Annotated in this window: 19 protein-coding genes; 8 read left to right on the top strand and 11 right to left on the bottom strand. The window is 33.1% G+C overall.

Annotated elements, in window-relative coordinates; translation table 11 throughout:
- Positions 1-68: 68 nt before the first annotated feature.
- From AWE51_RS17565 to AWE51_RS17580, 4 genes are all read right to left on the bottom strand, one after another.
- Positions 69-2,909, bottom strand: a complete 2,841-nt coding sequence (locus tag AWE51_RS17565) for a TonB-dependent receptor (protein WP_066315996.1) — start codon at positions 2,907-2,909, stop codon at positions 69-71.
- 776 nt (positions 2,910-3,685) lie between these two features.
- The gene (locus AWE51_RS17570) at positions 3,686-5,011 is read right to left on the bottom strand and encodes a hypothetical protein (protein ID WP_066315998.1); all 1,326 of its coding nucleotides are present in this window, start codon (positions 5,009-5,011) and stop codon (positions 3,686-3,688) included.
- Positions 5,012-5,048: 37 nt separating this feature from the next.
- Positions 5,049-7,856, bottom strand: a complete 2,808-nt coding sequence (locus tag AWE51_RS17575) for a TonB-dependent receptor (protein ID WP_066316000.1) — start codon at positions 7,854-7,856, stop codon at positions 5,049-5,051.
- 377 nt (positions 7,857-8,233) lie between these two features.
- Entirely contained in the window at positions 8,234-8,593 is a 360-nt protein-coding gene (locus AWE51_RS17580; protein WP_066316002.1) for a toxin-antitoxin system YwqK family antitoxin, read from the bottom strand.
- Between the two features lie 498 nt (positions 8,594-9,091).
- On the opposite strand from AWE51_RS17580, the gene AWE51_RS17585 reads away from it, so the two are divergent.
- From AWE51_RS17585 to AWE51_RS17595, 3 genes are all read left to right on the top strand, one after another.
- The gene (locus tag AWE51_RS17585; protein WP_066316005.1) at positions 9,092-11,488 is read left to right on the top strand and encodes an inorganic phosphate transporter; all 2,397 of its coding nucleotides are present in this window, start codon (positions 9,092-9,094) and stop codon (positions 11,486-11,488) included.
- A 154-nt stretch (positions 11,489-11,642) separates the two neighbouring features.
- Positions 11,643-12,326, top strand: a complete 684-nt coding sequence (locus tag AWE51_RS17590; RefSeq protein WP_066316007.1) for a response regulator transcription factor — start codon at positions 11,643-11,645, stop codon at positions 12,324-12,326.
- Positions 12,326-13,405, top strand: coding sequence for a sensor histidine kinase (locus AWE51_RS17595; RefSeq protein ID WP_066316010.1), 1,080 nt, complete (start codon positions 12,326-12,328; stop codon positions 13,403-13,405). The genes AWE51_RS17590 and AWE51_RS17595 overlap by 1 nt, the downstream gene beginning before the upstream one ends.
- Here the strand turns inward: AWE51_RS17595 and AWE51_RS17600 are convergent.
- Entirely contained in the window at positions 13,343-14,398 is a 1,056-nt protein-coding gene (locus tag AWE51_RS17600; protein ID WP_066316013.1) for a glycosyltransferase, read from the bottom strand. The genes AWE51_RS17595 and AWE51_RS17600 overlap by 63 nt on opposite strands.
- 231 nt (positions 14,399-14,629) lie before the next feature.
- On the opposite strand from AWE51_RS17600, the gene trmB reads away from it, so the two are divergent.
- The 3 genes from trmB to AWE51_RS17615 are packed head-to-tail and all read left to right on the top strand — an operon-like array spanning position 14,630 to position 16,277.
- A complete protein-coding gene (gene trmB / locus AWE51_RS17605; protein ID WP_066316015.1) occupies positions 14,630-15,304 on the top strand; it encodes a tRNA (guanosine(46)-N7)-methyltransferase TrmB in 675 nt (224 codons plus the stop codon).
- A gap of 14 nt (positions 15,305-15,318) precedes the next feature.
- Entirely contained in the window at positions 15,319-15,948 is a 630-nt protein-coding gene (locus tag AWE51_RS17610; RefSeq protein ID WP_066316017.1) for a LysE family translocator, read from the top strand.
- Entirely contained in the window at positions 15,939-16,277 is a 339-nt protein-coding gene (locus AWE51_RS17615) for an MGMT family protein (protein ID WP_066316018.1), read from the top strand. Before AWE51_RS17610 ends, AWE51_RS17615 begins: the two co-directional genes overlap by 10 nt.
- 29 nt (positions 16,278-16,306) lie before the next feature.
- Here AWE51_RS17615 and AWE51_RS17620 read toward each other — a convergent pair whose 3' ends face one another.
- Entirely contained in the window at positions 16,307-17,155 is an 849-nt protein-coding gene (locus AWE51_RS17620; protein WP_066316024.1) for a hypothetical protein, read from the bottom strand.
- A 1,008-nt stretch (positions 17,156-18,163) separates the two neighbouring features.
- Here AWE51_RS17620 and AWE51_RS17625 point away from each other — a divergent pair.
- Complete coding sequence (locus tag AWE51_RS17625; RefSeq protein WP_066316027.1) at positions 18,164-19,558, top strand: BspA family leucine-rich repeat surface protein; 1,395 nt, start codon at positions 18,164-18,166, stop codon at positions 19,556-19,558.
- Between the two features lie 132 nt (positions 19,559-19,690).
- Here AWE51_RS17625 and AWE51_RS17630 read toward each other — a convergent pair whose 3' ends face one another.
- The 4 genes from AWE51_RS17630 to AWE51_RS17645 all read right to left on the bottom strand — a co-directional run bounded on the left by AWE51_RS17630 (position 19,691) and on the right by AWE51_RS17645 (position 24,552).
- Positions 19,691-20,083 carry a DUF5367 family protein gene (locus AWE51_RS17630; RefSeq protein ID WP_066316033.1) on the bottom strand — a complete coding sequence of 131 codons (393 nt, stop codon included), beginning with the start codon at positions 20,081-20,083 and terminating at the stop codon, positions 19,691-19,693.
- Between the two features lie 347 nt (positions 20,084-20,430).
- Entirely contained in the window at positions 20,431-22,149 is a 1,719-nt protein-coding gene (locus tag AWE51_RS17635) for a carbohydrate-binding protein (protein WP_066316035.1), read from the bottom strand.
- Between the two features lie 311 nt (positions 22,150-22,460).
- Positions 22,461-23,369, bottom strand: coding sequence for an NAD(P)/FAD-dependent oxidoreductase (locus AWE51_RS17640; RefSeq protein WP_066316037.1), 909 nt, complete (start codon positions 23,367-23,369; stop codon positions 22,461-22,463).
- Positions 23,370-23,457: 88 nt separating this feature from the next.
- Positions 23,458-24,552, bottom strand: a complete 1,095-nt coding sequence (locus tag AWE51_RS17645; protein ID WP_066316039.1) for an alkene reductase — start codon at positions 24,550-24,552, stop codon at positions 23,458-23,460.
- Between the two features lie 86 nt (positions 24,553-24,638).
- Between AWE51_RS17645 and AWE51_RS17650 the strand changes: the two genes are divergently transcribed.
- Positions 24,639-25,016, top strand: a complete 378-nt coding sequence (locus tag AWE51_RS17650) for a Fur family transcriptional regulator (protein ID WP_066316042.1) — start codon at positions 24,639-24,641, stop codon at positions 25,014-25,016.
- A gap of 72 nt (positions 25,017-25,088) precedes the next feature.
- Here the strand turns inward: AWE51_RS17650 and AWE51_RS17655 are convergent, their stop codons facing one another.
- Entirely contained in the window at positions 25,089-25,643 is a 555-nt protein-coding gene (locus tag AWE51_RS17655) for a DUF5946 family protein (RefSeq protein WP_066316043.1), read from the bottom strand.
- Positions 25,644-25,822 lie beyond the last annotated feature (179 nt).

Genomic DNA, 25,822 nt, shown 5'->3' on the forward strand with positions numbered 1-25,822 from the left:
AATTATAAATAAAAATTGTTCGTTTTTAACTAAGGTTTTAAGAGTTTCTATTTTATTATTTGGTTTTATTAAAATTTGTAAGCAAGAGATAATTTTACATCATATCCCTTTTTATAGGATAATATGGTTATCTCTCTTTGTTGAAAATTTAAGTTTAATGTTGGGTCATCATTTGTGTCCCCATCTACTGCTTCTTGAAATCGTTCGATACTTGGATTGAATAAATTTTTGGCAGATAAACCAATTGTAATATTTTCGGTTAATTGAGTCTTTGCTACAAAATCAACTGTAGGAACTCCTTTTTCGATAATATTTCCCTTTCCGAAGTTACCTATCGCAAAAATTCGATCAGAGAAATAGTTCGCAGCTAGTGTTAACTGAATATTTTTGTCTTTTGAAAAATCTTTATAGTAACTTAGGTCGGCATTAGCTACCAAGTCTGAAGCTCCAGAAATACCTGTATCTGTATATGTTGGTATAAAACTTAAGCCAGCTTCATCTAATACTTTTTGCCCGTCTAACTCTTGGTTAGTGATCATGTAAGCTGCATTTATACCTGCAGTCAAACTATTTTTTAAGCTAACATCAACTTGGTCTGCTTCATGTTCAAATAATACTTTTCTAACTTCTAACTCTGCCCCAAAAGCAGTGGCTTGATCTCCTGTGTTGGCCCAAGTAATATCATTGGATGCCGATTGGATTGTGATAGCATTAATAGGGTTTTCTATTAATTTACCAAACACACCTACAGAGATAATTTCGTTAGATTTAGGAAAAGACTCCCATTTTAAATCTATATTGTAATTGGTAGAAAGGTCTAAATTTTCGTTTCCGAAATAATCCTGATTTACCTCTTGAAATAGGAAAGGAGCTCTTTCTTTATATTGAGGAAGTGTATAGGTTTTGCTTGAAGCAAACTTTATATTCTGCTTTTCGTCTATCTCATATTTTAAGGATAGTGCTGGTAAAATCTCAAAAGTATCGAGCTCACTTTCATCTCCTTGTGGTTCTAGTGACGTAGACCAAGCAATGGTTTGATTAATTTGTTCTCCTCTAACTCCTGCGAGTAAAGTGAATTTTTGGGAAAAAGCATATTCAAAGTTTATAAATCCAGAGTTAATCGTTTGATCACCTTCATAAAATTGAGGGTCTAAAGCATTAGGTGTATCTATTGTACCTCTAAAAGTTCTTATTCTGTATAAGCCACTATTTAAATTCTGTTGATTAAAGTAAGCATCAACATCATAAATTTCTGTAGTGGGTTGTGCAATATTATTAAAGACTTGGAAGTTAAACTGTGTTGCTTCAAAATCTACATTTTTAAATCGCGCGCTATATCCTACGGTTACTTTACCATCATACTCGTCTTCTTCATTTTTTTTGAATTTGTATGTTGCCTTTAGGTTTCCAGCAATCTCTTCTTCAAGTAATTCAGAATAGAACCTGTGGTTATCAGATGCGGCAGATACTAAACGAAAAGATCTAGGTCCATCAGGTTGATTAGGAACTTCAGGAACTAAAGTAACTTGTCTTCTGTTTGGTTCAGAACCTTCTAGGAAGTTATATGACCCTCCCCAATTAATCTCAAAGTTTTCACCAATTTCATGGTCACCTAATAATTGATGAGTGATAAGTGTGGTTCTTTGAAACACGGCTCTTTGAATAAATCCACCTCCATTAGGAGCATCATCTTCTACGTCTATGATTCCAAAAAATTCTTTTTGCTGTTCACTAGAGTTGTTTAGAAAAAGCGCATTGTAGCTTATTTTATTTTGGCCATGTTTAATACCAATATTACCCATTAAAGTTGTATTGGTATTATATGCATAATTAAAGAAATCAAAATCACTATTTGCAACCGAATTTACGGTTACTCCACCTCTAGAAATACCTTCTCTATAGCTATAGTTGTTACTAAAAGATCCAACTCCAAAAACACTTAGTTTTGTATCTCCTCCGAATATGTTGTATGAATCTCCTAATTTTAACGAGATATTTGAATTCACAGGTGCAGAAGTCTTTTGTCTATCCCAACTTGTTTCAAAATTATAGTTGCTAAGTGGGAATGCAGGAATGTCGATATCATAAAAACCACTTCTATTTGGACCATCTGTTAAGAAAAAATCATCTGCTCCCGTAGTTTCTGTATTTATACCGCTTGAAAATCCAATTTCTATAAACCCTTTACCTTTGTAATCCTTAGACGAAATATCAATGTTAGCGCCTCCAAAATCTCCAAAATTTTCTGGGTTGTAAGTTTTGTCAATTCCTATTGCCTCTACTATACTTGTGTTAAAAATTCCTAGTTGGATGTTCTTTTTTGACGGATCATTTGATGGTAGTGGTAATCCATTAAGTGTTGTGATATTATATCGATCTCCTAGTCCTCTTACAAATATATTTCCGGAACCTTCTTGTTTTGAAATCCCCGTTACTTTAGTAACAGCAGTTCCTACGTCGCCTACTCCTTTTTTTGCAAGTTCTTGTGCTCCAATAGAAGTTTTAAGTGTTACAGCGGCTTTTTGTTCTAGTAATAAGGCTTCTTCTCGCTCTCGACTTGTTACAACTTTAATTACAACTGCTTCTAATTCAGCAGCAGAAGCTCCTAGGGTTGCATCTACGACTGCTATTTTGTTCGCTTCTACTAAAACATTTGGGACTTCTACAGTTTGATATCCGGTAAACCTAAACTCTAACGTATAAGTACCTACTGGTACATCTGGAATTTCAAATAACCCATCAAAATCTGTTGATGCTCCTTTTGCAGTTCCTTGAACGACTACATTGGCAAATGGTAAGGGTTGATTGTTAGCTTCTTTGTCTAATAATTTTCCAGCAATAGTACCTGTTTCTTGTGCAAAAGTTATCCCTAGACAGCATAGGGCGATAGTTGTAAGTATTTTTCTCATTTTCTAGTTTCAAAATCTGATACAAATAAATACGGTTTTACAGTAATAGGTTTTATGACACTATTATGCTTAGTTTAAGGGATTGTGATGTAGGAAAAAAGACGGAATAAATAAATGAGATAGGATTTTAGTAATCCTTTTATTCTAAATAATATTACTAGATAAAAATGTAAAATATTGATTGTTAGAAGTTTAAATGGGTTTTACTGTTTTTGGTATTTAGAAAAACTTTATGATGCTTATAGGTAGTATTTGGATGCTGAGGAGTTTTTCAAAATATCACAGAATTGTTTCTTTAACGTTAAAATGAGTAAATACATTATACAAGTCTTAACAGTGAGATAAAGTTGAAGATGGAGTGAATGAATTTTTGTAGTATTTTTCTGTTATCTTTTTTATAGAAATAGTTTATTACTATTAACCTTAGTTCGATTGTTAATTGTTTGATTTTAAATGATTATTCTTTTTCTCTGTCACCTCGAGCGTAGTCGAGATGCTGTTTTTAGTCAAGCCTAAGGGTCTAGACTACGCTCGACCAGACAGATATAGATAACAAATGGATCATTGGTAGAGTATAAATCGAACTCAGGTTATTAAATCAATGGATGTCATTTTATAAAAATTTAAACAATCAAATACTTATGAGTTTTTAAATAAAAAACGAGTTAGATCGAACTTTTGTGATAGACTAGAAGTTTATTTGAGATGATAGTAAAACGAAAAAAAGCCTAGTTATATAAACTAGGCTTAAGTTCATTAATTTTATAAATATCGTTTTACAAACGAGTCCAATTAGATGTCCAAGTATCTCCTTCTTGTAATGCGCCTGCATAGTTAGCAGCATCAAAGAAAGTTCCTATCGTAGATGGGTCAAAATTATCGCTTCCGTCTATTGCAGTTGTGTATTCATATGTTCCTCTAAAACCATTGATTTCAAAATCAGTAGGAATTGCGGATCCCATATTATCAAAAGGAGCTTTAGAACCGTCTAAAGTAAAATTACCAAAGGTTGCAAAATCAGCAAGGTCTACAGTAGCACCTCCGTGATCTAAATCAAAAGAGTTTACATTATCGATAATTGAGTTTCTAACGATAACTTCATTATTGTTTAAGTTGATTAGTGTTTGATCATCATCTACTTCAATTCCTTTACCAGGGAAAGCTTTGATAATTGTGTTGTACATGGTTACTTTAGTTCCTGCTCTAAATTCGATTCCTTTGTTTTCACCATCACCATCTTCGGCACCAATTAAAGTAATGTTAGATAGCGTTGGGTTAGAAAAAGGAGCTGCATCTGGAGTAGAAGATAGGTTATCAGCTTCGATACCTTTATCACCAGCGGCAGAAGTTTGTTGTGCAATCCAGAATTGTCCATTTCCGATCCATCCATCTGTCCAATCAAAAGAATCATCTCCAGCACCAGTTACTACGGCGTACTTTAAGTTTACAGTTCCTCCAAAAAATTCAATACCATCATCATTACCATTAAAAGCTTGTATGAACTCTAGTGTAGTTCCGTTTCCGACACCATATAGAGAAAGTCCGTTATACTCGGCATCATCATTAATTTTACCACCAGTATATTCTAAACGAACATAACGTAAAATCCCTGAGTTATCTGCAGGATCTGTACCACCGTATGTTAGGTTAGCTACTTCTGTTGTTGCTGTAGTTCCTCTATTAATAGGGGCTTTACCGGCTAATAATAATCCTCCCCAATCTCCAGGGTTTGGTGTTGATTTATTAGATGTAAATACAATAGGTTGGGCAGCGGTACCTTCGGCTATGATTCGTGCACCTTGTTCTATGGCCATGTATGAGAATACACCACCAACATCACCAGCTATAATTCTAGTACCTGCCTCGATAGTCAATGTTACCCCATCAACTACAGATACACCACCTCTTAATTCATATACTTCATCAGATGTTAATGTACGATCTGCAGTAATTTGGCCTTCAAGGATTACACTTCCATTAGCGTTTCCGCCTCCTCCTTGGTTGATTGTAATATCACCAATATTATCTTCTTGTACAGTACATGCGTTAAATAAAACTGCAGTACCTAATACTATTCCCGTAAGTAAATTTTTAGTTTTCATTAGTATAAATGCTTAATTGTGTTGTTGTTTAATTTTGTTATAATTTAAATGTTATCCCAAGACTAAAATTGATCCCATCATCGAATTTGTAAGTAGTAAATTCTTGATTAAGATCTTCTTGATCTTGGTAGCGCTCTACAGAAGGGTTTAATAAGTTTTTTGCTTTAAAACTTAGTACGATATGATCTCCTATTTCATCTTTAAAATTGAAGTTTAATACACCAAAACCTTTTTCAAAAATATCACCTACGCCGTTTCCTCCAGCAGAGTATACTCGATCTCCAAAAATATTAAAGTCCAGCGCCGATGTAATTTTATGTGTTTTGAATTCTTTGTTGTAGGCAATATCTGCGTTCACTAAGAAAGGAGATGCTCCCTGTAGTTGTCTCTCGATATTTGTAGGTGCTATATTTGATCCATTAAATGTTGTAATTGCCGGATCAATTTTAACTTTAGAATACATAACTGTAGCATTAAAGCCAAAATTCAAGTTATTCCAAGTTGTTTCTTCAACTTTAAAAAGGTTACCCAGATTCTTTCTGTATTCTAATTCTGCTCCAAAAATAACAGCATTGTCAGAATTAATAAACGTATTTACATTGGATGCCGAGGCTACAAATACTTTTTCTATGGGGTTTTCAAGGTATTTCCCAAATACGGTAGCGGCAACTAATTCTCCTGATTGTTCTGGAAAATATTCCCATTTAAGATCAACATTGTAATTATCAGAATTTTTTAGAATTGGGTTACCTAAAGTAGATTCGGTAACATCTTCATCTAGGAAAGGTGCTACTTCTGTAAATTTAGGCAAGGTTACTGTTTTACTAGCTGCAAATCTAAGGTTTGACTGCTCGTTAACCTCATACTTTAAACTAATACTTGGTAGTATAAATGTTTCGTCGATCTTTTGTTGTCTAAAAGGAGAAGTTTCTAAATCTTGTTGTTCTCTATAAAATACGTTTTGTTCAAATAATTCTGTACGAATACCTCCATTAAAAGTTAATTTATCTGTTAATGCATATTGTAAGTTAGCATACCCAGCAAGTGTTAATAGATCTGCTTCGTAAATTCGAGTCGTATTTAGGTTTTCTAAAACTACATATTCACCAGCAAGAAAGTTAGCTTCGTTTAATAATGCGTCAGGATTATTAAAATCTACATTGGTACTTCTAAAATTATTTAGATTGTAGTTTAATTGGTTTGATTCAAAATCTCTGTCTTTTGATCTAGTTGCTATACCAACAGTTAATTTGTTTTTAAAATTATCGTCTTCGTCTTTTGCAAAATTTATATCAAAATCTAATTTTCCTGAATAATCATTTTCATTTAATTCCTGATAAAACCTTTGATTGTTTGCTAAATCTGGACTTGTACGGTTTCCTAAGACAAGGTTACCATTTTGTAGTTCTGTAAATACTAGCTGGCGTCTGTCTGGGATTAATCCTTGCGCTTTGTTGTATGCCATTCCCCAACCTAGTTGATATTTACCTTCTTCAAATTTATGTTCTCCTGTAAGTTGTTGGGTAAATAAGTTGTTTTGCTCGTATGTTCCTCTTCTTAAACGTATACCAACATCGGTATCTTCACTACTTACACCATCTGTAAATTCTCTAAGTTCATCTGAGGTATCGTTAACAAATAAAGTAGTAGCAAGAATTTTGTTGTTACTATTCCATCTATATCCAACACTTCCTAAAAGTGTAGTGTTAGTAAAGTATTCATAACGATCAACATTTTTAAAGTTTCCAAGTCCCGTTATACTTTCTCCTTGAGAGTTAAAAGCTGCTTGGTTACCTCCTAGAGATGTTCTGTGGTTTTGACTAAATGAGCCAGTAAACAAAACATCTAATTTTTTTTCATCACTTATAGCAAAACTTTTTCCACCGGTAACACTTGCTCCTCCATCAGGAGCATTAAATCGTTTTTCAGGATTAAAAGAAGTATCAAAAGGGAAATAATCAATTTCTGTACTATTGTAATTGTAGTTTGGGATATCTAAAAATACAGGTACTCTTCTAGATCCATCATCTAATCCCCAGTCATCATATTTTCCTCCGTTTAGTAAAAAGAAATCATTTGCTACTGCATTCGAGTTTACGCCAGAGCTAAAGCCAAATTCTAAAAAACCTTTACCAGGGCGATCTTTAGTATCTATATTAACACTTGCTCCAGCAAAATCACCGTAAATATCAGGGGAGTAGGTTTTGTAAATCCCTAAATTCTCAACGATATCAGTAGGAAAAATTCCTAAATCAATCAGTTTTAACTTTGGATTTAAAGAGGGAATAGGTAAACCGTTTAAGTAAGCATTATTATAACGATCTCCTAAACCACGTACATATAGTTTATCACTTTGTTTAGAAATACCTGTTGCCTTAGTCAATCCAGTAGCAACATCACTAACTCCTTTTTTAGAAAGTTCTTGTGCACCAATTTTTTGTTGAATAGTAACTGCATTTTTTTGTTCTAATAAAATGGCAGCCTCAGATTCTTTTTTTGTAGTTGTTTTTATAATCACTTCGTCTAATGCAGCTGCACTTGCTCCTATAGAAGCATTTGCGGTTACAGTTTGACCAGCAATTACTACAACTTCTTTATCTAAAGTTTCATATCCTATAAAACTAAATTCTAGAATATATGTACCAGGCTCTAAATTATCAATACTATATAAACCATCAAAATCTGTAGTCGTTCCTTTTGTAGTGTTTTTGATTAACACATTAGCAAAAGGTAACGGTTGATTGTTAGATTCTTTGTCTAACAACGTACCGGTAATTGTACCGGTTTCCTGCGCAAAGAGTATTCCAACAAAAAATAGCGCAAGTAAAGTGAAAATTTTTCTCATTTAATTTGTTCTCAAATTCGGGGCAAAGAACGAGAGAAGGTGTTAAATAAGTGTTATACAAAAATTAACTATGTATGATTATAATGTTAGATAATTGTTACCTAGGCTTGTTTATAAAATGTTTACTTAACATTAAGAATGTATTACGTCTTTTATAAGTGATTGATATAAGATCAATAAAACCTATTACAACGTTTTCTTTGGTATAATTTTTTTGTTACCCAAAGATTAAGTGAAGGGTTAGTGTAAAAAAAAGTTTAAGTAGGTTTTTATAGTAAAAGTTAAACTTAATGCGAGGGTTTGATATTTTTTATGCTTTAAAAGCAAAAAACGCTCCAGAAACCTGAAGCGTTTTTTTATATTTTAAGACAAATATCTTAATTGTCATAATTTACAACAACATTATCTTTGTTTGACCAAGTAGTTACATCTGCTATCTGATTATCGTCGTAATTTACTTCTGATAACTTTTCGGTAGACCAAAAAAACCACTTTCCTGTCTTTACACCATTATTGTATTGACCCATTGCAATTTTCTTTCCAGTAGCATCGTATGATTTCCATTCTCCATGAAGTTTTCCTTCTTTATTATAGAAACCTTGTTGCTTTATGGTTCCATCTGCATGAAAAAAAGTACCTTTAATTTGGTCTCCTTGTTTTTCAAAAGTAGGTTTTACTTCCTGAGCAAATATAGTCGCCGAAAACACCAGTGCTATAAACATTACTAAATTTCTCATATATTATATATTTTAATTGGGGTTCTTAATAATTACATTACAAATGTAACATTAATTTTACTTTTAAACAACAATTGCGTAACATTAAATTAACAATAGATCTATATTTAATTGATAAACAAGTATTTATATTTTGTAAATCTATTGATATAGGTAAGATCAATCTTTACTATTATGGTTGGTTAAGGGATAAAATAGGCTATTCGTTTTTATACAAGCTAGTTTTTTTTGCTAGTGGTTTACTTTTTTTTGAGCCTCGAATATTTGATAAATAGGGTATTTATGGGTGTTTGATGTTTCTTTATGAATTTTCTTTTAGTCGGGGAGTGTAGTAAGAAGGTCTATAAAATCTAAATAGTATGCAGTTATTAGATACGTTTGTATCTAGTCGATAGCTATGTCTAGTAGTATAAAAAAGCTATGAAAAGATAACATTTCAATAACATATGACTTGAATTTTAGTAACATTTTTGTGATCTATAAGTACGTTAGGAATATATGAGTGATATTTACATATTGATGATTGTTGCTTTGGCTGTCTTAGCCGTTGCAGATCTTATTGTAGGAGTAAGTAATGATGCCGTTAATTTTTTAAATTCTGCAATTGGTTCTAAGGCTGTTTCGTTTAGAACGATAATGATTGTAGCTAGCTTAGGTATTGCAGCAGGTGCAATTTTTTCTAGCGGTTTGATGGAAGTTGCACGTAAGGGTATATTTGTTCCAGGTGAATTTTATTTTGATGAAATCATGATCATTTTTATGGCGGTTATGATTACTGATATTTTGTTACTCGATTTCTTTAATACATTAGGAATGCCAACGTCTACTACGGTTTCTATTGTATTTGAATTATTAGGAGCAGCTGTATGTGTTGCCTTAATAAAAATTTCGGCCGATGCTAATCTTTCTGTAGCTGATTTAGGAGATTATATAAACACCAAAAAGGCTGGAGAAATTATTGCAGGTATTTTATTATCGGTAGTAGTAGCTTTTTCTGTTGGAGCCTTAGTTCAATATATTTCTAGACTCTTGTTATCTTTTAATTTTGAAAAGAAAGCAAAGTGGGTAGGTGCATTATTTGGTGGTGTTGCTTTAACTGCAATACTATATTTTATCTTTATTAAAGGAATCAAAGGAACGAATTATGCCAAAACAATTGTAGAGGTTCTTTATGAAGGAGGAGCTGAAGGACTATTAGATTGGGCAAACACATATTTTAATGCTTCATTTGAGACGGTTAAAGATTTAGTAGATGCTAAAAAAGACCTTTTTAAGATTAACCCGAATACAGGTACAGTAGCATTAACATTAAGAGGTTTTTTAGAAACTAATGTGCCGTTGATTGTATCGGTAGGATTTGTGATATTATCTTTAGTATCATTTACGATAATACAAGTTTTTAAAACGAATATTTATAGATTAATTATCGTGGTAGGTACATTTGCTCTCGCATTAGCTTTTGCTGGTAATGATCTTGTAAATTTTATTGGTGTACCTATTGCAGCTTTAAAAGCGTATGAAGCGTGGAGTGCTTCTGGAGAATTACCACATGAATTTTCGATGGCTGTTTTGGGAGGTAAAGCTGAAACACCTACATTACTTTTACTCGCGGCAGGAATTATCATGGTGTTGACTTTATGGTTTTCTTCTAAAGCTAGAAACGTAGTGAAAACATCAATAGATCTTTCGCGACAAGGAGAAGGAGACGAAAAGTTTCAACCAAATTTTTTATCCCGAGGAGTAGTACGAAGCACCGTATTTTTATCAGAGATAATTTCATCGATAACACCACAATCTTTCAAGAAAGTTTCAGATAAGCAATTTGATCAGGAATCTATAGAGGTAAATGCTTTTACAGCTAAACAAGAAGACTTACCGGCTTTTGATATGGTAAGAGCTGCTGTAAATCTTATGGTAGCGGGGGTTTTAATATCGATAGCAACATCAATGAAATTACCTTTGTCTACAACTTATGTTACTTTTATGGTAGCAATGGGTACGTCTTTGGCCGATAGAGCTTGGGGAACAGAAAGTGCGGTATACCGTGTAGCCGGAGTACTAAATGTTATTGGTGGCTGGTTTTTTACCGCAATAAGTGCATTTCTAGCAGCTGCTACAATTGCTTTTTTACTTCATTTACATCTCCCATCAATGCTAGCTATTTTATTAGCACTAGCAATTTTCCTTTTGGCAAGAAATACAATTAAGTATCGCAATAAGACAAGAGCAGAAAGAGCAGAAGATCGACTTAAAAAATCAGAAAGTAGCTCTATAAAAGGTGTTATTGAAGAAAGTGCAGATAATATTAAATCCTTTGTTAATAGAGGAAATAAAATTTATGGGCAAACCATAGATAGTCTAGCAAAATATGATTTAACTGCGTTAAAAAAGAGTAGGAAAGGAATAGCTAAATTAGAAACAGAAGTAGAAGAATTAAGAGATAGTATATTTTATTTCATTAAAAATCTAGACGAATCTAGTGTTGGGGCCAGTAATTTTTATATTTCGATTTTAGGTTATCTCGAAGATATTACGCAATCTCTAGAATATATAGCAAAAGTTAGTCACAAACATGTGAATAATAATCACAAGAAACTTCGATTTAATCAAATCAAAGATTTAAAAGAGATAGAAGATCACTTAGATGATTTTTACAAAAATATTAAGTCTGTTTTCGATAATCGAGAGTTTGCCACTTTAAATGATATAATAGCAGAAAAACAAGAGTTATTTACTATTGTAAGTGATAAAATTAATAAACAAGTAGCAAGAACTAGAACAGAAGAAAGTAGTCCTAAAAATACTACTTTATACTTTGGTTTATTAACAGAAACAAAGGATCTTATTACTGCAACAATGAATCTCTTAATAACCTATAGAGATCATCAGGATTAAAGTATATCTATCTCTAAGACCACTTTTCTTACGTTAAGTAATTGTTATCCTTATGATGTTTTTATGTTAGATTATTGTTTCCTAGCTTTATAGTTGTCAAAACTTCAGTTTAACATAGTATATTTACTTGTCGTGATATAATTTATAGGAAAACATGAATAAAAAAGATATTACCATACTACTAGTAGATGACGAGCCAGACATTTTAGAAATCGTCGGATATAATCTTACAGCAGAAGGCTACCATGTTGTTACTGCAGAAAACGGTGTTGAAGCTGTAAAACTAGCTAAGAAGAAAAAACCACAATTGATTATTTTGGATGTGATGATGCCAGAGATGGATGGTATCGAAGCTTGTGAACAAATCCGCAAATTACCAGATTTACAGAATACAATCATAACTTTCTTGACTGCAAGAGGTGAGGACTACTCTCAAGTAGCAGGTTTTGATGCCGGAGCAGATGATTATATAACAAAACCAATTCGCCCCAAAGTATTGGTAAGTAAAGTAAAAGCTTTACTTCGTAGGCTTAAAGAAGATGATTCTTCTGATAATGTTGTAAAAATTGGAAACTTGGTAATTAATCGTGATGAATATAAAATCATCAAAGACAAAAAAGAGATCGTTTTACCAAGAAAAGAGTTTGAATTATTATCTTTATTGGCCTCTAAACCAGGTAAGGTTTTTAAACGAGAAGATATCCTTGATAAGGTTTGGGGTAACGAAGTTATTGTTGGTGGTCGTACTATAGATGTTCATATCAGAAAACTTAGAGAAAAGATCGGCGATAATAGTTTCAAAACTATCAAAGGAGTCGGATATAAGTTCGTAGTTTAATGGCAGAAAATTTTAAAAAGTCGTATAGGTTTGCATACTTGTCTTCTTTATATATAACTATAATTTTAACGCTCGTATTGAGCGTTTTTTTGTATACTCAATCAATAGTTAATCCTATATTTATAGTAGGTTTTTCACTAGTATGTTACGCTATATGTTTTTTGATTGTGCAATACCGTGTAGAGAAATTCATTTATCGTAGAGTTCGAAAAATATATGATGATATCGAGATGCTCGATGTTGATAATATCGGTGATACTCCTGTAACCACAGATATGAGAACTCTTATTAAAGAAGTAGAGAAGTTTGCCCAGCAAAGAAAAACAGAGATCGAAACCTTAAAAATTAGGGAAGATTATCGTAAAGAATTTATGGGTAATGTATCTCATGAGCTTAAAACACCTTTATTTACGGTTCAAGGATATATACTTACGTTGTTAGATGGAGCAATGCATGACCCTGCAATTTTGGATAAATATCTTAATAGAGCTAATAAAGGAGTAGAGCGTTTGATTTATATTGTTAATGATTTAGATATGATCACCAAGCTAGAAGTAGGTGATTTAAATCTTAATTATACAAATTTTGATATTGTAGAATTGGTTCAAAGTGTGTTTGATCTTTTTGAAATGAAAGCGTCAAAAAAGAATATCGCTCTTACTTTTGATATGAACTATTCTGAACCCATAATTGTTCATGCGGATAGAGAACGAATACAACAAGTGTTATCAAATCTAATTGTAAACTCTATTAAATACGGAAAAGAAGATGGTACGACAGAGGTAAGTATCGAAGATCTTATTCGTAACAAAACAATAGTTAGAGTTACGGATAATGGTGAAGGTATAGCCCAAGCTCATATTCCAAGACTTTTTGAACGCTTCTACAGAGTAGATAAAAGTGGCTCTCGTCGAGAAGGGGGATCTGGACTTGGTTTAGCAATAGTAAAGCATATTATCGAAGCCCACCATGAACGTATCTATGTAGAAAGTGATTATCGAGTAGGAAGTGAATTTTCATTTACTCTGGAAAAAGTGAAAAAGTTCCCTGTAGTCGATGTCGGTACTAAAACTACTTAATCCTCTATAGGCATTTAAATCCCTTAATTTTGTTAATGTAAATTCACTTTGGTTACAGCTTGGTACTAACTTATTTAATGTTAAACGTTCTGCAAGATATTCTTGCTCAAACTGTCCTGGAGTAGGTATAAAAAAAGCTTTTTTCTTTAATTTAGCCAAATCCATTACGGTGGTGTAACCAGATCTTGAAATAATTAGATTGCTACTATTTATAGTATCCTCAAGGTTTTTTCCAGTAAGATAATTATGAATAGTAATATTATTCTTAACATAAGTTTCTTGAGTTTCCTGAATAAGCCCTCTAACAAAAACAATTTTTTTATCACTTTGTTCAAATTCTTGAAAGAGCTTTTGCTCTAGTAGTGTTCGTTGTGGTTCTGGACCAGAAAGTAATACCATAATATCATACTTTTTGGGAACAATTTGATATTCAAACCGACTTAAAGGACCAAGATATGTAACAGGAATATTACTTTTTTTAGGATGACCTAATTCGCCACTTAAGTTTGGATCATCAGCCATATCTGGAACCCAACATACATCAAATTTTTTGATATATTTATTGTGAATCTTTGTACTAAACGAAGTAGTTTTTCCACTCAATACAGTTAGTTGGTGCGTTATAAATACAGAGGGAATACTTTTGTGTCGAACTCCCATACGATTGTCGGATATAATACCACAAAAATTATCTTCTTCGATTATTTTTTTAATCATTTTTCGTTCTGCACTAATAGCATGGGCAATCTTTGGGCTATTTAAAAGCATTTTGAATTTAAAATTACTTCCCTTTTTAGAATATTCAATATTGTAAGAAGGCAGTTCTTTTGTTTGTAGTTCAGGGAATTCCTTTTTTAATAAAGAAAGCGCTACACCATCTGATGCAATTACAGGTTCGATACCTTCATGAATTAAGGCATTGATAATAGGAATACATCGAGTTGCATGACCTAATCCCCAGTTAAGAGGTGCTACAAGTACTTTTTTGTCCAAATGTTCTATTTTTTAAGTTGTTAGAGCAATTTATCATTTCAGTATAATAATAAAGTTAATCCTATTTCGGTATCCGTATATTTCCTTAATTTTACCAAAAAATTAAATTTAGAGATTCTGTAATTAGAAGTGTTACAGGATGAGAGCTCTTTTTTTAAGGTATGATTTTCTTTAGTTAATGTAACATAACAGACATTCTAAAGACTAGTAAATAAGTAATAAAAAGAATCGGTGGGAAGTAAGAATAAATTAAAACGATTTAATGAAAATAAAACCTTTCAGAATGTGGTAGAACCCACAAGAGATGAGGTACTTAATAATAGCCTAGGATATAAAGGGAAATGGAATGAGAAATTCTTTAAAAACGAAAATCCTATAGTGTTAGAATTAGGATGTGGTAAAGGAGAATATACTGTTGGTCTTGCTCAAAAATATCCAGATAAAAATTTTATAGGTATTGATATTAAAGGTGCTCGTTTTTGGAGAGGTGCTAAAACGGCTATCGAAGAAGATTTAAACAATGTTGGGTTTATTCGAACACAAATTGAACTTGTAGCTCATATTTTTGAAGAAGGAGAAGTCGATGAGATTTGGATTACTTTTCCCGATCCACAAATCAAGTATAAGCGTACAAAACATAGAATGACCAATACTGCATTCTTACAACGATATAAAAAGATATTAAAACCAGATGGGATTATGCATCTTAAAACCGATAGTGAATTTATGCATGGATATACTTTAGGGTTATTGCATGGTGAAGGTCATGAGGTGCTATATGCAAATCATAATGTTTATCATCAAGAGGGGTCACCAGAGGTGGTAACTTCGATTCAAACTTTTTATGAAAAACAATATTTAGAAAAAAATAAACCTATAACTTACATCCAGTTTAGGATCGTGTAATTGGCATCGTCATTTTGGAAACTACCAAACTATTTTTAGTCACGTTTTTTGCATCACTAGTTGGAGTAATCCCTCCAGGATTAGTCAATATGACTGTGGCTAGAACCTGTCTAGAGAGAGGTAAGAACAATGGTATTTTGGTAGCTATAGGCGCTTCAGTTGTTGTTTTATTTCAGGCATTAATCGCAATACTTCTGGCAAAGTATATTTTCTTTAATCCATTTGTTAGAAATATTTTACTACGTACTGGAGCAGTTATCTTTTTTTTAATGGCCATTTATTTTTTTGCAAAAGCAAAACAAAAAAGCGCAAAAATTAAGGTATATAAAAAAGCAAGTACTCGAAGTTTTTTTAAAGGTGCAATGATGTCTGCTTTAAATGTTCTGCCGATACCCTATTTTTGTGCAATTGCGGCAGGTATGAGTGTAAGTGGTAAAATTGAATATGATGCAGTTCGTATAACAGCTTTTACTATAGCAGCTGGAACAGGAACCTTTGTAACGCTATATTTTTATGTACTTTCATTTTTAAAGATAGAAAAGAAAACAGCTTCAATAACTAAGTACACTAACTATTTTATGGCGGCCTTAATGTTAGTTTTAGTAATTATTACATTGGCAAGAATTATTTATACATGGGAGTAAAAAAAGAGGAAACTAATTTTTTTGAAAGAGTCTATGAGGTGGCTAAACAAATACCTTATGGTAGAGTAACCTCATATGGGGCTATTGCTAAATCTTTAGGAGCGGCAAAAAGTGCTCGTATGGTTGGTTGGGCAATGAATGCTTGTGATGGCCGTGAAGATGTACCTGCGCATCGTGTAGTAAACAGAAAAGGAATCTTGACAGGAAAACACCATTTTCAAGGTACTAATCTAATGCAACAATTACTAGAAAGTGAAGGTGTAGAAGTTATCGAAAGTCAGATTCAAGATTTTGATAAGATCTTCTGGGATCCTATGACCGAATTATGATAGTACATTTTTTAGATGATGCTCGTTATCTAGAAAGAAACTCCCATTCCGCCGGAGAAGGTTGATAAATCAAGACTACCAATTCTAAGGTGTTCATACCCTCCAGAAAATTTAAGACGTTTATAATGATAGTTTAGCAATGCAGAAAGTCTATTTACAGGTCTTTGATTAATGTATGCTCCATAAAAATTGGTTTCTATACTTAGTGGTTTCGCAAAAAACAATTCTGCCCCAACACCATATGCAAATCCAAACTCATCAACTTCTCCTCCAACATAGGTAGTTCCAACTCCCCACCAGGCATTAAACTTTTCTGTACGTACTCTATGGTATTTTGCCATTGCAGTAAATATGGCTAATGTATTGGCACCAAAATTAGTATTGTCTTCCCATAGTTGTAGGTAATCAGCTTCGAATCCAATTCTCTCCAGAAATCGCAGATCTGCATTTAGATGATTTCCATATAGTTTTTGATTTTCGATGATATATCTATTACTTATTGTGGCTCTAAATTGTGTAGTGTTTTCACCGCTATCATATGCATAATTCCCGATCTTAGAATTAAGATAAGGATATTTCGTGATACGAGCCCCAGTTGCTCTATGTTCTGCTTCCATAGGAGTTTCTATTGCCGTAAAATATGTAGCATATAAAAAAGCTTCGGCGGCAAACAAGCCTAATTCTGCAACGATAAACATATCTCCCCAATCTGTTGACTCATAGTTGTCATCTGATCCAGATCTAGAATCATTTCTACTAGTATTGTTACTTTCTCTTTTACTTAAACTCTTCTCGGCGATGTCAAGCTTACCTTGACTATAACCAGAGTTTGTTATTCCAAAACTAAGCAGTACTAGTATAAGTGTAATTTTTTTCATAATCGATGGGTCTATAAAATTTAAATACTTATGCACATAAATTATACCAGAGTGTGTTATTCTTAATTTGATTGCTATAGTTTATATGTCACTATTAAGGTGCTTATCTATAAACAATTGACTAGAGAAAAACCCTACTTTAAAAAGAATGAGGTCCTATTAAAGAACTGCTATTAGCAGATTTTCAAACCGTACTTTTTAAGGAGGTTTAACAATGGAAGTAACATAGTTGTAAAAATTTTATAGAGCTCATAAAAGTCAATTATTAATTTAAAATTATTACCTAGGTTTTGAAGGTAGTTTTTTTAATCTTGATAGTTGTTTTGCACTTAATCCAACTGCAAACAGAATCCTAGCTCGTACCTATTTGATTGAGGCTTACAGGTAAAAAACAATGATCATTTTGAAGTAAGCCTTGGTGTTTCTGTAAATATTAAAACTGATATCAAAAACGTTGATATTGATGAAAATACCCTAAAAGAAGTATTCGTTTTGTCAGATGTTACAATAGGATACAGGAATTCCGATAGTGCGGATTTGTAATCCGTGCCTTCGACAAAACTAGAATATACTTAAGACGATGATTTACTATAATAGATCATGATAGTTTTGTTTTTTGACACTGAATTTTCTTAAGTATAAAAACGATCACTACTAATGTGACCGTTTTTTATTTGTACTCGCTATGACGACACGGATTGCAAATCCGCGTGATCGGGTTTAGGATATAGCTTTTAGCCTTATCAATTAGTTATGTTTGAGATATTCACTATATATTGTAATCCGTGCTATCGTTTCTGAGCGATTGGATCATTAACGAATCTATGCTTATGCTGCCTTTTCGTAACTAATAGCATTAACCAATAAACTTTAATAAAAAACAAACGGTATTCTAACCATTTGTTTTCCTCTTTCAAGCTTATTTTTTCCTTTTGGCGTATCTTATTTTGGTTTCATAATTTTCCCAACCTTTATTTGCGGCATCAAATCATTCAGAAATATAAAAAAATGAAAACACTACCTATTTACATTTGCCTCTTCTTACTATTCATATCATGTTCTAATGATGATGACGATCGAGTATTAAGTGACTTTAATGAGATTACTTCATTTAGTATTAATGAGCAACAGGGCGCTATAGACAATAAGATTATTACCCTTGAGTTAGCTGCAGGAACAGATATTACAGCTTTGACTCCCGTTATTGAACATACTGGAGAAAGTATAGCTCCTGAAAACGGTTCGACACAAGATTTTACAAGCCCCGTAGTGTATACTGTCGTTGCTGAAAATGGAGATACTCAAGAATTTACGGTTATTGTGACTATAACAGAATCAGAACCAAGTGATCTTAATGAGATTACTTCATTTAGTATTAATGAGGAACAGGGCACTATAGATAATAACACGATTACGCTTGAGTTTGATACGGGGACAGATATTACAGCGTTAATTCCCGTTATTGAGCATACAGGATTAACTATAGTTCCAGCAGTTGGTTTAGCACAAGATTTTACAAATCCTTTAGTGTATACTGTCGTTGCCGAAAACGGAGATACTCAAGAGTTTACGGTAAATGTTACTGTTCGTTTGGGAACAGCATCAGGAATAGAATTTATAACGACCTGGTCTGCTAAAGAAATTACGATTCCCACAAATCCAGCATTAACGTATAACTATAATGTAGATTGGGATAATGATGGGGTAGTAGATGAATCTGGAATCAATGGGGATATCACGCATAGTTTTGATGTTGATAAAGAGCATACCATACGTATAACGGGTACTTTTCCTTCAATACAATTTGACAATGCTACAAATACTGGGGACGATGGGGCTAAAAAGATTATCTCTGTGGATCAATGGGGAACGGGGACGTGGTTATCTATGGAAAAATCATTTGCAGAATGCACTAATCTTAAAGTGCCTGCAACCGATGTACCTGATTTGTCAAACGTGAGCAGTCTAGGCTTCATGTTTATTGGTGCATCCATTGCAAATCCAGATGTAAGTAATTGGGATATTAGCAATGTAACTAATCTAGTGGGTATGTTTAGTAGTGCAAGGTTGGCGAACCCCGATGTTAGTAAATGGGATACTTCTAATGTAACGGAAATGTTTGGGATGTTTTTATTTGCTTCATCGGCAAACCCCGATATTAGTAACTGGAATATTTCTAACGTTACTGATGCTGGTAGTATGTTTAGTAGTTCAGCATTTTCAACAGAAAACTATGACAAACTACTCATTAGTTTTGCAAATCAAACACGACAAAATGATGTTGATTTTGCCGTATCTAGAACCACTTTTTGTTCTGATGAAGCAGCTGTCGCAAGAGCTACGTTGATTAGTGAAAGTAATTGGGATATTAGAGATGGTGGTCGTGATCCTCAATGTGAATAATCTTGCTAATTTGTATAAGAAGTGTAAAAAAACCGATAGCGCAGATTACAAATCTGCGCTATCGGTCTATCTAATTTGTAATTAGTGTTATCATCTCTGAGCTATCAGAGAACACTAAAAACACAATGGTTTTTATTTTTTTATGTTTTGTGTGAGATGTTTTCCGAAGTATACTACGATAAAGTAAAACTCAACAATGATGGTATAAAACATCGGATCTCCAAAAAACGTTGAGTAGCTACCACCTTCAGGAATTACAAATATAGGAACGGTTATTAATGCATCTAATACCGCAGCAGTTATTACAAAGATAAGTGCTAGATGGGTCGGTTTCATTTGTCCTTTTTTATAGAATAAATAGGTTCCAAGACAGGCGCTAGGAATAATAGCTAAGGCTACTATAATGTTGGCTTGTCGCTCTAGGTTGTCTAATATTGTAATGTAAAACGATGCGAGGTAAAAACTAACACCTAAAACCCATACTAATATGGCACATACAATACTAAGTAATCGATTGGTCATCATAATCTTTGATTTTGAAATTATGATACAAATCTATAATTATGCTATATCAGTAATTTATTCTAAAAGAAGTATGATTTGTTTGAAAAGAATTTTACACTTGAACTCGCCTTCGTAAGTAAAACAATAACTAGGGGATTAATTATACATAATGTTGTACAGTTTTATCTTATGAGACACTAGAAACAATAATTAATCTTCTTAGAATTATGTATATAGGCATAGTTAAATAACTATGTTTGTTAGATATATTTTTAGTTATTAGTTTTATTCCAGAGCATCATGTTTGAGACAAAGACGATATCCGTCTAATTTATACGCTTTTGATTTTCTCTTATATGCAAAAAAGGTTATGGTTTTGCAACAAATTCTAGATAGTCGAGGTTAATACACCAACGACTTGTAGAGAAAAACTTAACGCGCAACACGTGTTCTCCAGGTTCTAATTTTGCGTTAACAGAATATTCTGCCCAATCCGAAAACCAATCGCTCGACGGTGTCACATTAATTTTATTGGCTAAAGCTTTTCCATCCAAAAAAATATGTAATCCCTTTTGTTCTGCAACATCATTGCGTGCAGTAGCCATTGCTTTAATCACATACTCACCCGCATTTTTTACTTGTATGGTGTATTCTAGCCATTCATTATCTCTTGTCCAACTTATAATATGTCCGTTTGATTGATTTGGTTTTGCTTCAATCTCAACATCTAAATTTTGCCCACTCCGATAATTAGTTTCCGATTTTTTGTTGGTATTAACTTCGTGAAAAGCAATGCCTTCTCCTCCTGTGTCAAAATCCTCAGCTTCAATTCGCCCAGGAATGGTATGAACTTCTTTAAAGGGTTTTTGCGTGTTCTCAGAATTGCTTCCAGAAGGTAGGTTATGCACCATTGCCTGGCCAATATAAATAGATGTTCCTTCGGGTAATTTCGTTACTTTGAGTTGTGCTGTATGTTGTCCAACCTCTTGTTGTTGGGCATAAAAGAATTTTGAGAAATATACATTTCCTGAGCTTTGTCCAAAAGTAAAGGTCTCAGGTGCACCGTCATCAATAGTAATTTCAACTTCCATGCCTTCGCCTTGAGGAATAGTTGTGAAGCAAATTAAATCTCCTTCCCAATTAAACCTTAGGGTTTCGTTCACCTTTGAACATTTAAGCGCATCGCTTAACATACTGCTAGTTCTGTATTGGTCACTATTATATACAGCATCGGTATTTACATTCACACTTTGCCAGCCCGAACTTTTAGTGGCATTGTTGACTGATAACAATGAGCTGTTTGAAAAATGATTAAATACAATAGGTTTAGGGATTTTGTGTGGTCGATCTTCACCTATGTCATGCATGGTCATAATAGATCGAACGACTATATCACTGTATATTTTATGACCATCAGCATTTGGGTGTACACCATCTTTAGAAAATACTACTTTGCCCTTAACTGGACTAGAGTTTTTAAAGACGAGTTGGTCGGCTTTTAATTGTTTTACTATTTCAACACCTAAATCAATTGAAGGGATGCCATATGTATTGGCCATTTCTTCTATAATGATACCAAAACCGTATTGTTTACCCACCATTAATCTATCTAACATCCACTCTCCTACGGTATACACAAAACAGATATCAATATTTGGGTCTGTTTCCCATATCTGCCGAACCAAACCTTCGATTGCACGTGCTTCATATCCACCTCCACCGTTTACACGATATTCAATAAAAACCACATCGGGTTTATGAACAAGTAAATCATTCTTTACGCGACTAGCAGCAAAATCAGCTCCTGTACCTGGAACTGCTGCATTTATCTCAGTAAATCTAATATCCTTATATTGATTTTGAAACCAGGAAAATACATTATCGCTCCAGCCGGTTTGTCGAGTAATACTACCTCCTATATAGCCTATAGTAATGTTTTTTTTAGTGTTTAATTTTTCGAATAGATTCGGTATCCCATTCCTCATACGAAGTTCTTCTGATGTATTGGGATCGTAAGATTGGGATACTGCAGCATAAGTAAGGAAATGAAAGAACAACGTGGTGGTAATCCAAAAAAACTTGCTCATTATTTAAACTTTAATGTTAAATTTTATCTATGCTTTTGCTGTTTGATTACTCAAACCTTGATCAAAGATACTAAAAGGTTTGAACGTAAGTTACAGGTAGACTTAAGTTTGAACCTTGTAATTACGTTTTCTTAAATATTGCTATTGGTAGTTTTTATTCTGTTATATTTAGTTTAATTGGATTTGGACTTTCAAGAAAGACAATTTAATGTATCATTATAAAAGTATATATCATAAAATTCTCGAGCATTAACCTTTTAATAAAATACGATCTCCTATTTTTTATATACTTTGTTACTTATCATTGTTCATTAGAAATTATCATTAATTAATTCCATATTTGTCATTGCTCCTGCAATATTTCCGCTAGCTACGGCATTGGCTACTGAGCGCATCCTAGTTGAATTATCTCCGCAAGCATAAATTCCTTCAATACTAGTTTTTTGAAAATCATCCACTTCAATATGCCCTTGTTCTGTTAGTTTACAGCCTAAAGAAGCAGGAATATTAGAATGCTGTACAAATGGAATAGCTGCATAAACCGCATCGAAATTAATCTTTTTCTCGTTTTTGAAAACAACATTGTTAATATTCCCGTTGTTATGTTCAATTTCTGAAATTTCTGTCTCGATAATTTCGATGTTATTCTTTTTAAGTTTCTCGGTTTGTTCAGTGATGAAATTACTTTTTCCAGAAGTCAAAATTGAAATTTTATCGGTTAGATTATTCACCAATGAAGCAACATGAAATGCTGTATTTCCATTGGCTATGATTCCTGTTTTTTGTCCTTTGAATTCAAAACCGTGGCAATACGGACAATGAATAACAGAAATTCCCCAACAATCTGAGAAACCTTTAATCTCAGGCATTGTATCTTTTATACCGGTGGAAAAAATCAACTTTTTAGACTTGATTTTCTTTCCATTTTCTGTAATTATTTCAAAACTATTTTTAGTTTTTTGTCCTCTAATTGCAAAATCATTCAAGAATTTTATAGTGTCATAATTTAATACTTCTTCTTTTGCTTTTTGAGCGATTACACTGGGTTTAATTCCATCTTGTGTAATGAAATTGTGAGAGTAAGGAGTTTGTCTATTGCATGGTTTGCCGTTATCAATGATTAAAACATTTCGTAACGATCGCCCAAGAGCCATAGCAGCAGAAAGCCCAGCGTAACTTCCTCCAACAATAATTACATCAAAAGTTTTATTATCTATCATAAAATTGAATTTTGAAAATGAGGCGAATGGAATCGATAAACTAGTTAACATGATTAACTTTAGATGTTCCCTTCTTGTCAATTTAGTATTAAATAGTGCTTTCTAAAAATGGATAATCTATGTAGCCTTTTTCTCCTGTCGAATAGAAGGTACTTTGATCTGCTTTTTGCAATTTTGTATTAAGCTCAAAACGTTTCACCAAATCAGGGTTACTAATAAAAAGTTCTCCAAACGAAATTAGATCTGCTACATTTTGCTCAATGGCATCATCGGCTAATTCTTTAGTGAAGCCTCTATTTATAATGTACGAACCCTTGTATAGTTTGCGATAGTGTTTTGCAGTCTCTAGAATACTTTGAGTTGGATTATGATCATCTGCTTCTACATACCCTCCAATATGAAGGTAAGCCAAACTATAGGTATTTAGCTTTGTGATGATATACTCGAACAATTGCTTTGTTTCATCATCTGTTTGAATACCAAACCAAGTCTTGAAATCAGGAGAAAGTCGAATGCCTATTTTCGATGAAGGAATTTTTTGTAGAATTGTATCTAAAGTTTCAAACAAAATTCGCGCTCTATTTTCTATGTTCCCGCCATATTGATCTGTTCGTGTATTGGCACATTTGGCAAAAAACTGATGAAATAAATAACCATTTGCGGCGTGTATTTCTATACCATCGAAATCTGCCTTCATAGCATTCTCAGCCGCTACTAGAAAATCTAAAACCGTATTTTTTATTTCTTGATCAGTCATTGCTTTAGGAATAACCGTTGATTTAAAACCCGAATAGGTGTAGCATTCTGAATTTGGATTAATTTCAGAAGGAGCTAAAGGCAAATTTCCATCAAGTAAATCTGGATGAGAAATTCTTCCAACGTGCCACAGCTGAGCAAATATTTTCCCTCCTTTTTGATGCACTTTTTCAGTGACATTTTTCCAAGAAGTTGTTTGTTCTACACTATATATCCCTGGGATGTTTATGTATCCAATAGCTTGTTTGCTTACACTAATTCCTTCCGAAATAATTAGCCCGGCTGTAGCTCTTTGTTCGTAGTACTGGGCTATTAGGTCAGTTGCCAATCCTTTTTTGTTGGTAGCTCTACTTCTTGTCATTGGAGCCATTACAACCCTATTTTTCAAGGTTAAATTTTGTGTTACATATTTGTCTAAGACAGTCATTTTATCTTGAATTTTTGACAAAACTAAGTAAATTTATTATTATTGCAAATGAATCGCATTAGTTATTGCAAAATAATCGCATTAATATGAAAAGACGAAATACTCAAACTAAAGAAGCTGTATTAGACTTGCTTAGAGAGTCGGGAAAGGCAATGAGTCGAGATGCTATTGAGCAGAAAATCGAACAGGATATTAATCGCGCAACAATTTATCGGGTTTTAAATCGATTTTGTGAAGACGGCATTCTACATCGTGTCGTGGCAGAAGATGGTAAACAGTATTTTGCCGTTTGTGTAAACTGTGATAATAAAATCCTTTCAGGTCCTCATTTTCATTTTAGATGTATTAAATGTGATACAATTGAATGTTTGGCTGTGGCGGTTGATTTTTCGGTACCAAATGGTTATCAAGTAAATGACGTAAATTGTGTTTTATCAGGGACTTGTAAGGATTGTTCTTGTTGATTTTTGATTACCCATAACGTTTAGTTATACCTAGCGCGAGAATTAAATTTAATTAATTTGATTGTTAATCAGTTAGTTAGGTGGGTAAAACGCTTTATTCCGTTTTAAAAATCCTTTGGCGATATCATCTACAATATCCTGGTGGGTACTCCATTTTTCATATACCTCTAATGCCCATTTCTTTATCAAATCTTTACAATTAAATTCATTAGTGGACTTCTCTTTAATATCAATTGTCGTAATATTCCCTCTTTTTAGAATTTCAGGTGGATTTAAATATTCATTATGCTTATGAACCTTATATTCATTTAAATAATCACTAAGTTTTGGTGAATGCGCATATGTCCATTTTATATCATACTTAAAAATTAAATGAAGTCTTGACAAGTGAAAGTGATTGTTCCATCTACCATGAATTTCAGGGTGTTGTAAAGTGTGTGCGTCTACAATCAGAAATCTATATATGTGATTTGCCCGATTTGAAAAATCAATCTCTTGAAATCCAAGATTAAAGATTTCTACGCATTCATGAATTCCTCTTTTCGTGTTTGCACCACAAAATTGACACTGTCCACTATCTAATAGTGCCACTCCATTCTTTTTTGCTACATCGATATAGTTTTGCATTGTCTTTTTGCTTGTTGATAAGGTTTCAGATATGTGTTGTAGCGGGTTAAAATGTTACTAAGTCATCAGGATTATCTGTGGATTGATTGTTAACTTTTCTCTATTGCCCCTAGTATTTCACTAGTGTTTCATATAAAGCTATGCCAACATATTAAAAAACAACTATAAGTTACAAAACC

The organism is Aquimarina aggregata (assembly GCF_001632745.1).
Classification (GTDB): Bacteria; Bacteroidota; Bacteroidia; order Flavobacteriales; family Flavobacteriaceae; genus Aquimarina; species Aquimarina aggregata.

Bases quoted from the DNA above. Each gene is read 5' to 3' on its own strand.
- AWE51_RS17645 (WP_066316039.1), bottom strand. From the start codon at position 24,552: ATGACTGTCTTAGACAAATATGTAACACAAAATTTAACCTTGAAAAAT.
- AWE51_RS17630 (WP_066316033.1), bottom strand. From the start codon at position 20,083: ATGATGACCAATCGATTACTTAGTATTGTATGTGCCATATTAGTATGG.
- AWE51_RS17590 (WP_066316007.1), top strand. From the start codon at position 11,643: ATGAATAAAAAAGATATTACCATACTACTAGTAGATGACGAGCCAGAC.
- AWE51_RS17625 (WP_066316027.1), top strand. From the start codon at position 18,164: ATGAAAACACTACCTATTTACATTTGCCTCTTCTTACTATTCATATCA.
- AWE51_RS17595 (WP_066316010.1), top strand. From the start codon at position 12,326: ATGGCAGAAAATTTTAAAAAGTCGTATAGGTTTGCATACTTGTCTTCT.
- AWE51_RS17585 (WP_066316005.1), top strand. From the start codon at position 9,092: ATGAGTGATATTTACATATTGATGATTGTTGCTTTGGCTGTCTTAGCC.
- AWE51_RS17640 (WP_066316037.1), bottom strand. From the start codon at position 23,369: ATGATAGATAATAAAACTTTTGATGTAATTATTGTTGGAGGAAGTTAC.
- AWE51_RS17620 (WP_066316024.1), bottom strand. From the start codon at position 17,155: ATGAAAAAAATTACACTTATACTAGTACTGCTTAGTTTTGGAATAACA.
- AWE51_RS17575 (WP_066316000.1), bottom strand. From the start codon at position 7,856: ATGAGAAAAATTTTCACTTTACTTGCGCTATTTTTTGTTGGAATACTC.
- AWE51_RS17570 (WP_066315998.1), bottom strand. From the start codon at position 5,011: ATGAAAACTAAAAATTTACTTACGGGAATAGTATTAGGTACTGCAGTT.
- AWE51_RS17655 (WP_066316043.1), bottom strand. From the start codon at position 25,643: ATGCAAAACTATATCGATGTAGCAAAAAAGAATGGAGTGGCACTATTA.
- AWE51_RS17650 (WP_066316042.1), top strand. From the start codon at position 24,639: ATGAAAAGACGAAATACTCAAACTAAAGAAGCTGTATTAGACTTGCTT.
- AWE51_RS17635 (WP_066316035.1), bottom strand. From the start codon at position 22,149: ATGAGCAAGTTTTTTTGGATTACCACCACGTTGTTCTTTCATTTCCTT.
- AWE51_RS17615 (WP_066316018.1), top strand. From the start codon at position 15,939: ATGGGAGTAAAAAAAGAGGAAACTAATTTTTTTGAAAGAGTCTATGAG.
- AWE51_RS17565 (WP_066315996.1), bottom strand. From the start codon at position 2,909: ATGAGAAAAATACTTACAACTATCGCCCTATGCTGTCTAGGGATAACT.
- AWE51_RS17580 (WP_066316002.1), bottom strand. From the start codon at position 8,593: ATGAGAAATTTAGTAATGTTTATAGCACTGGTGTTTTCGGCGACTATA.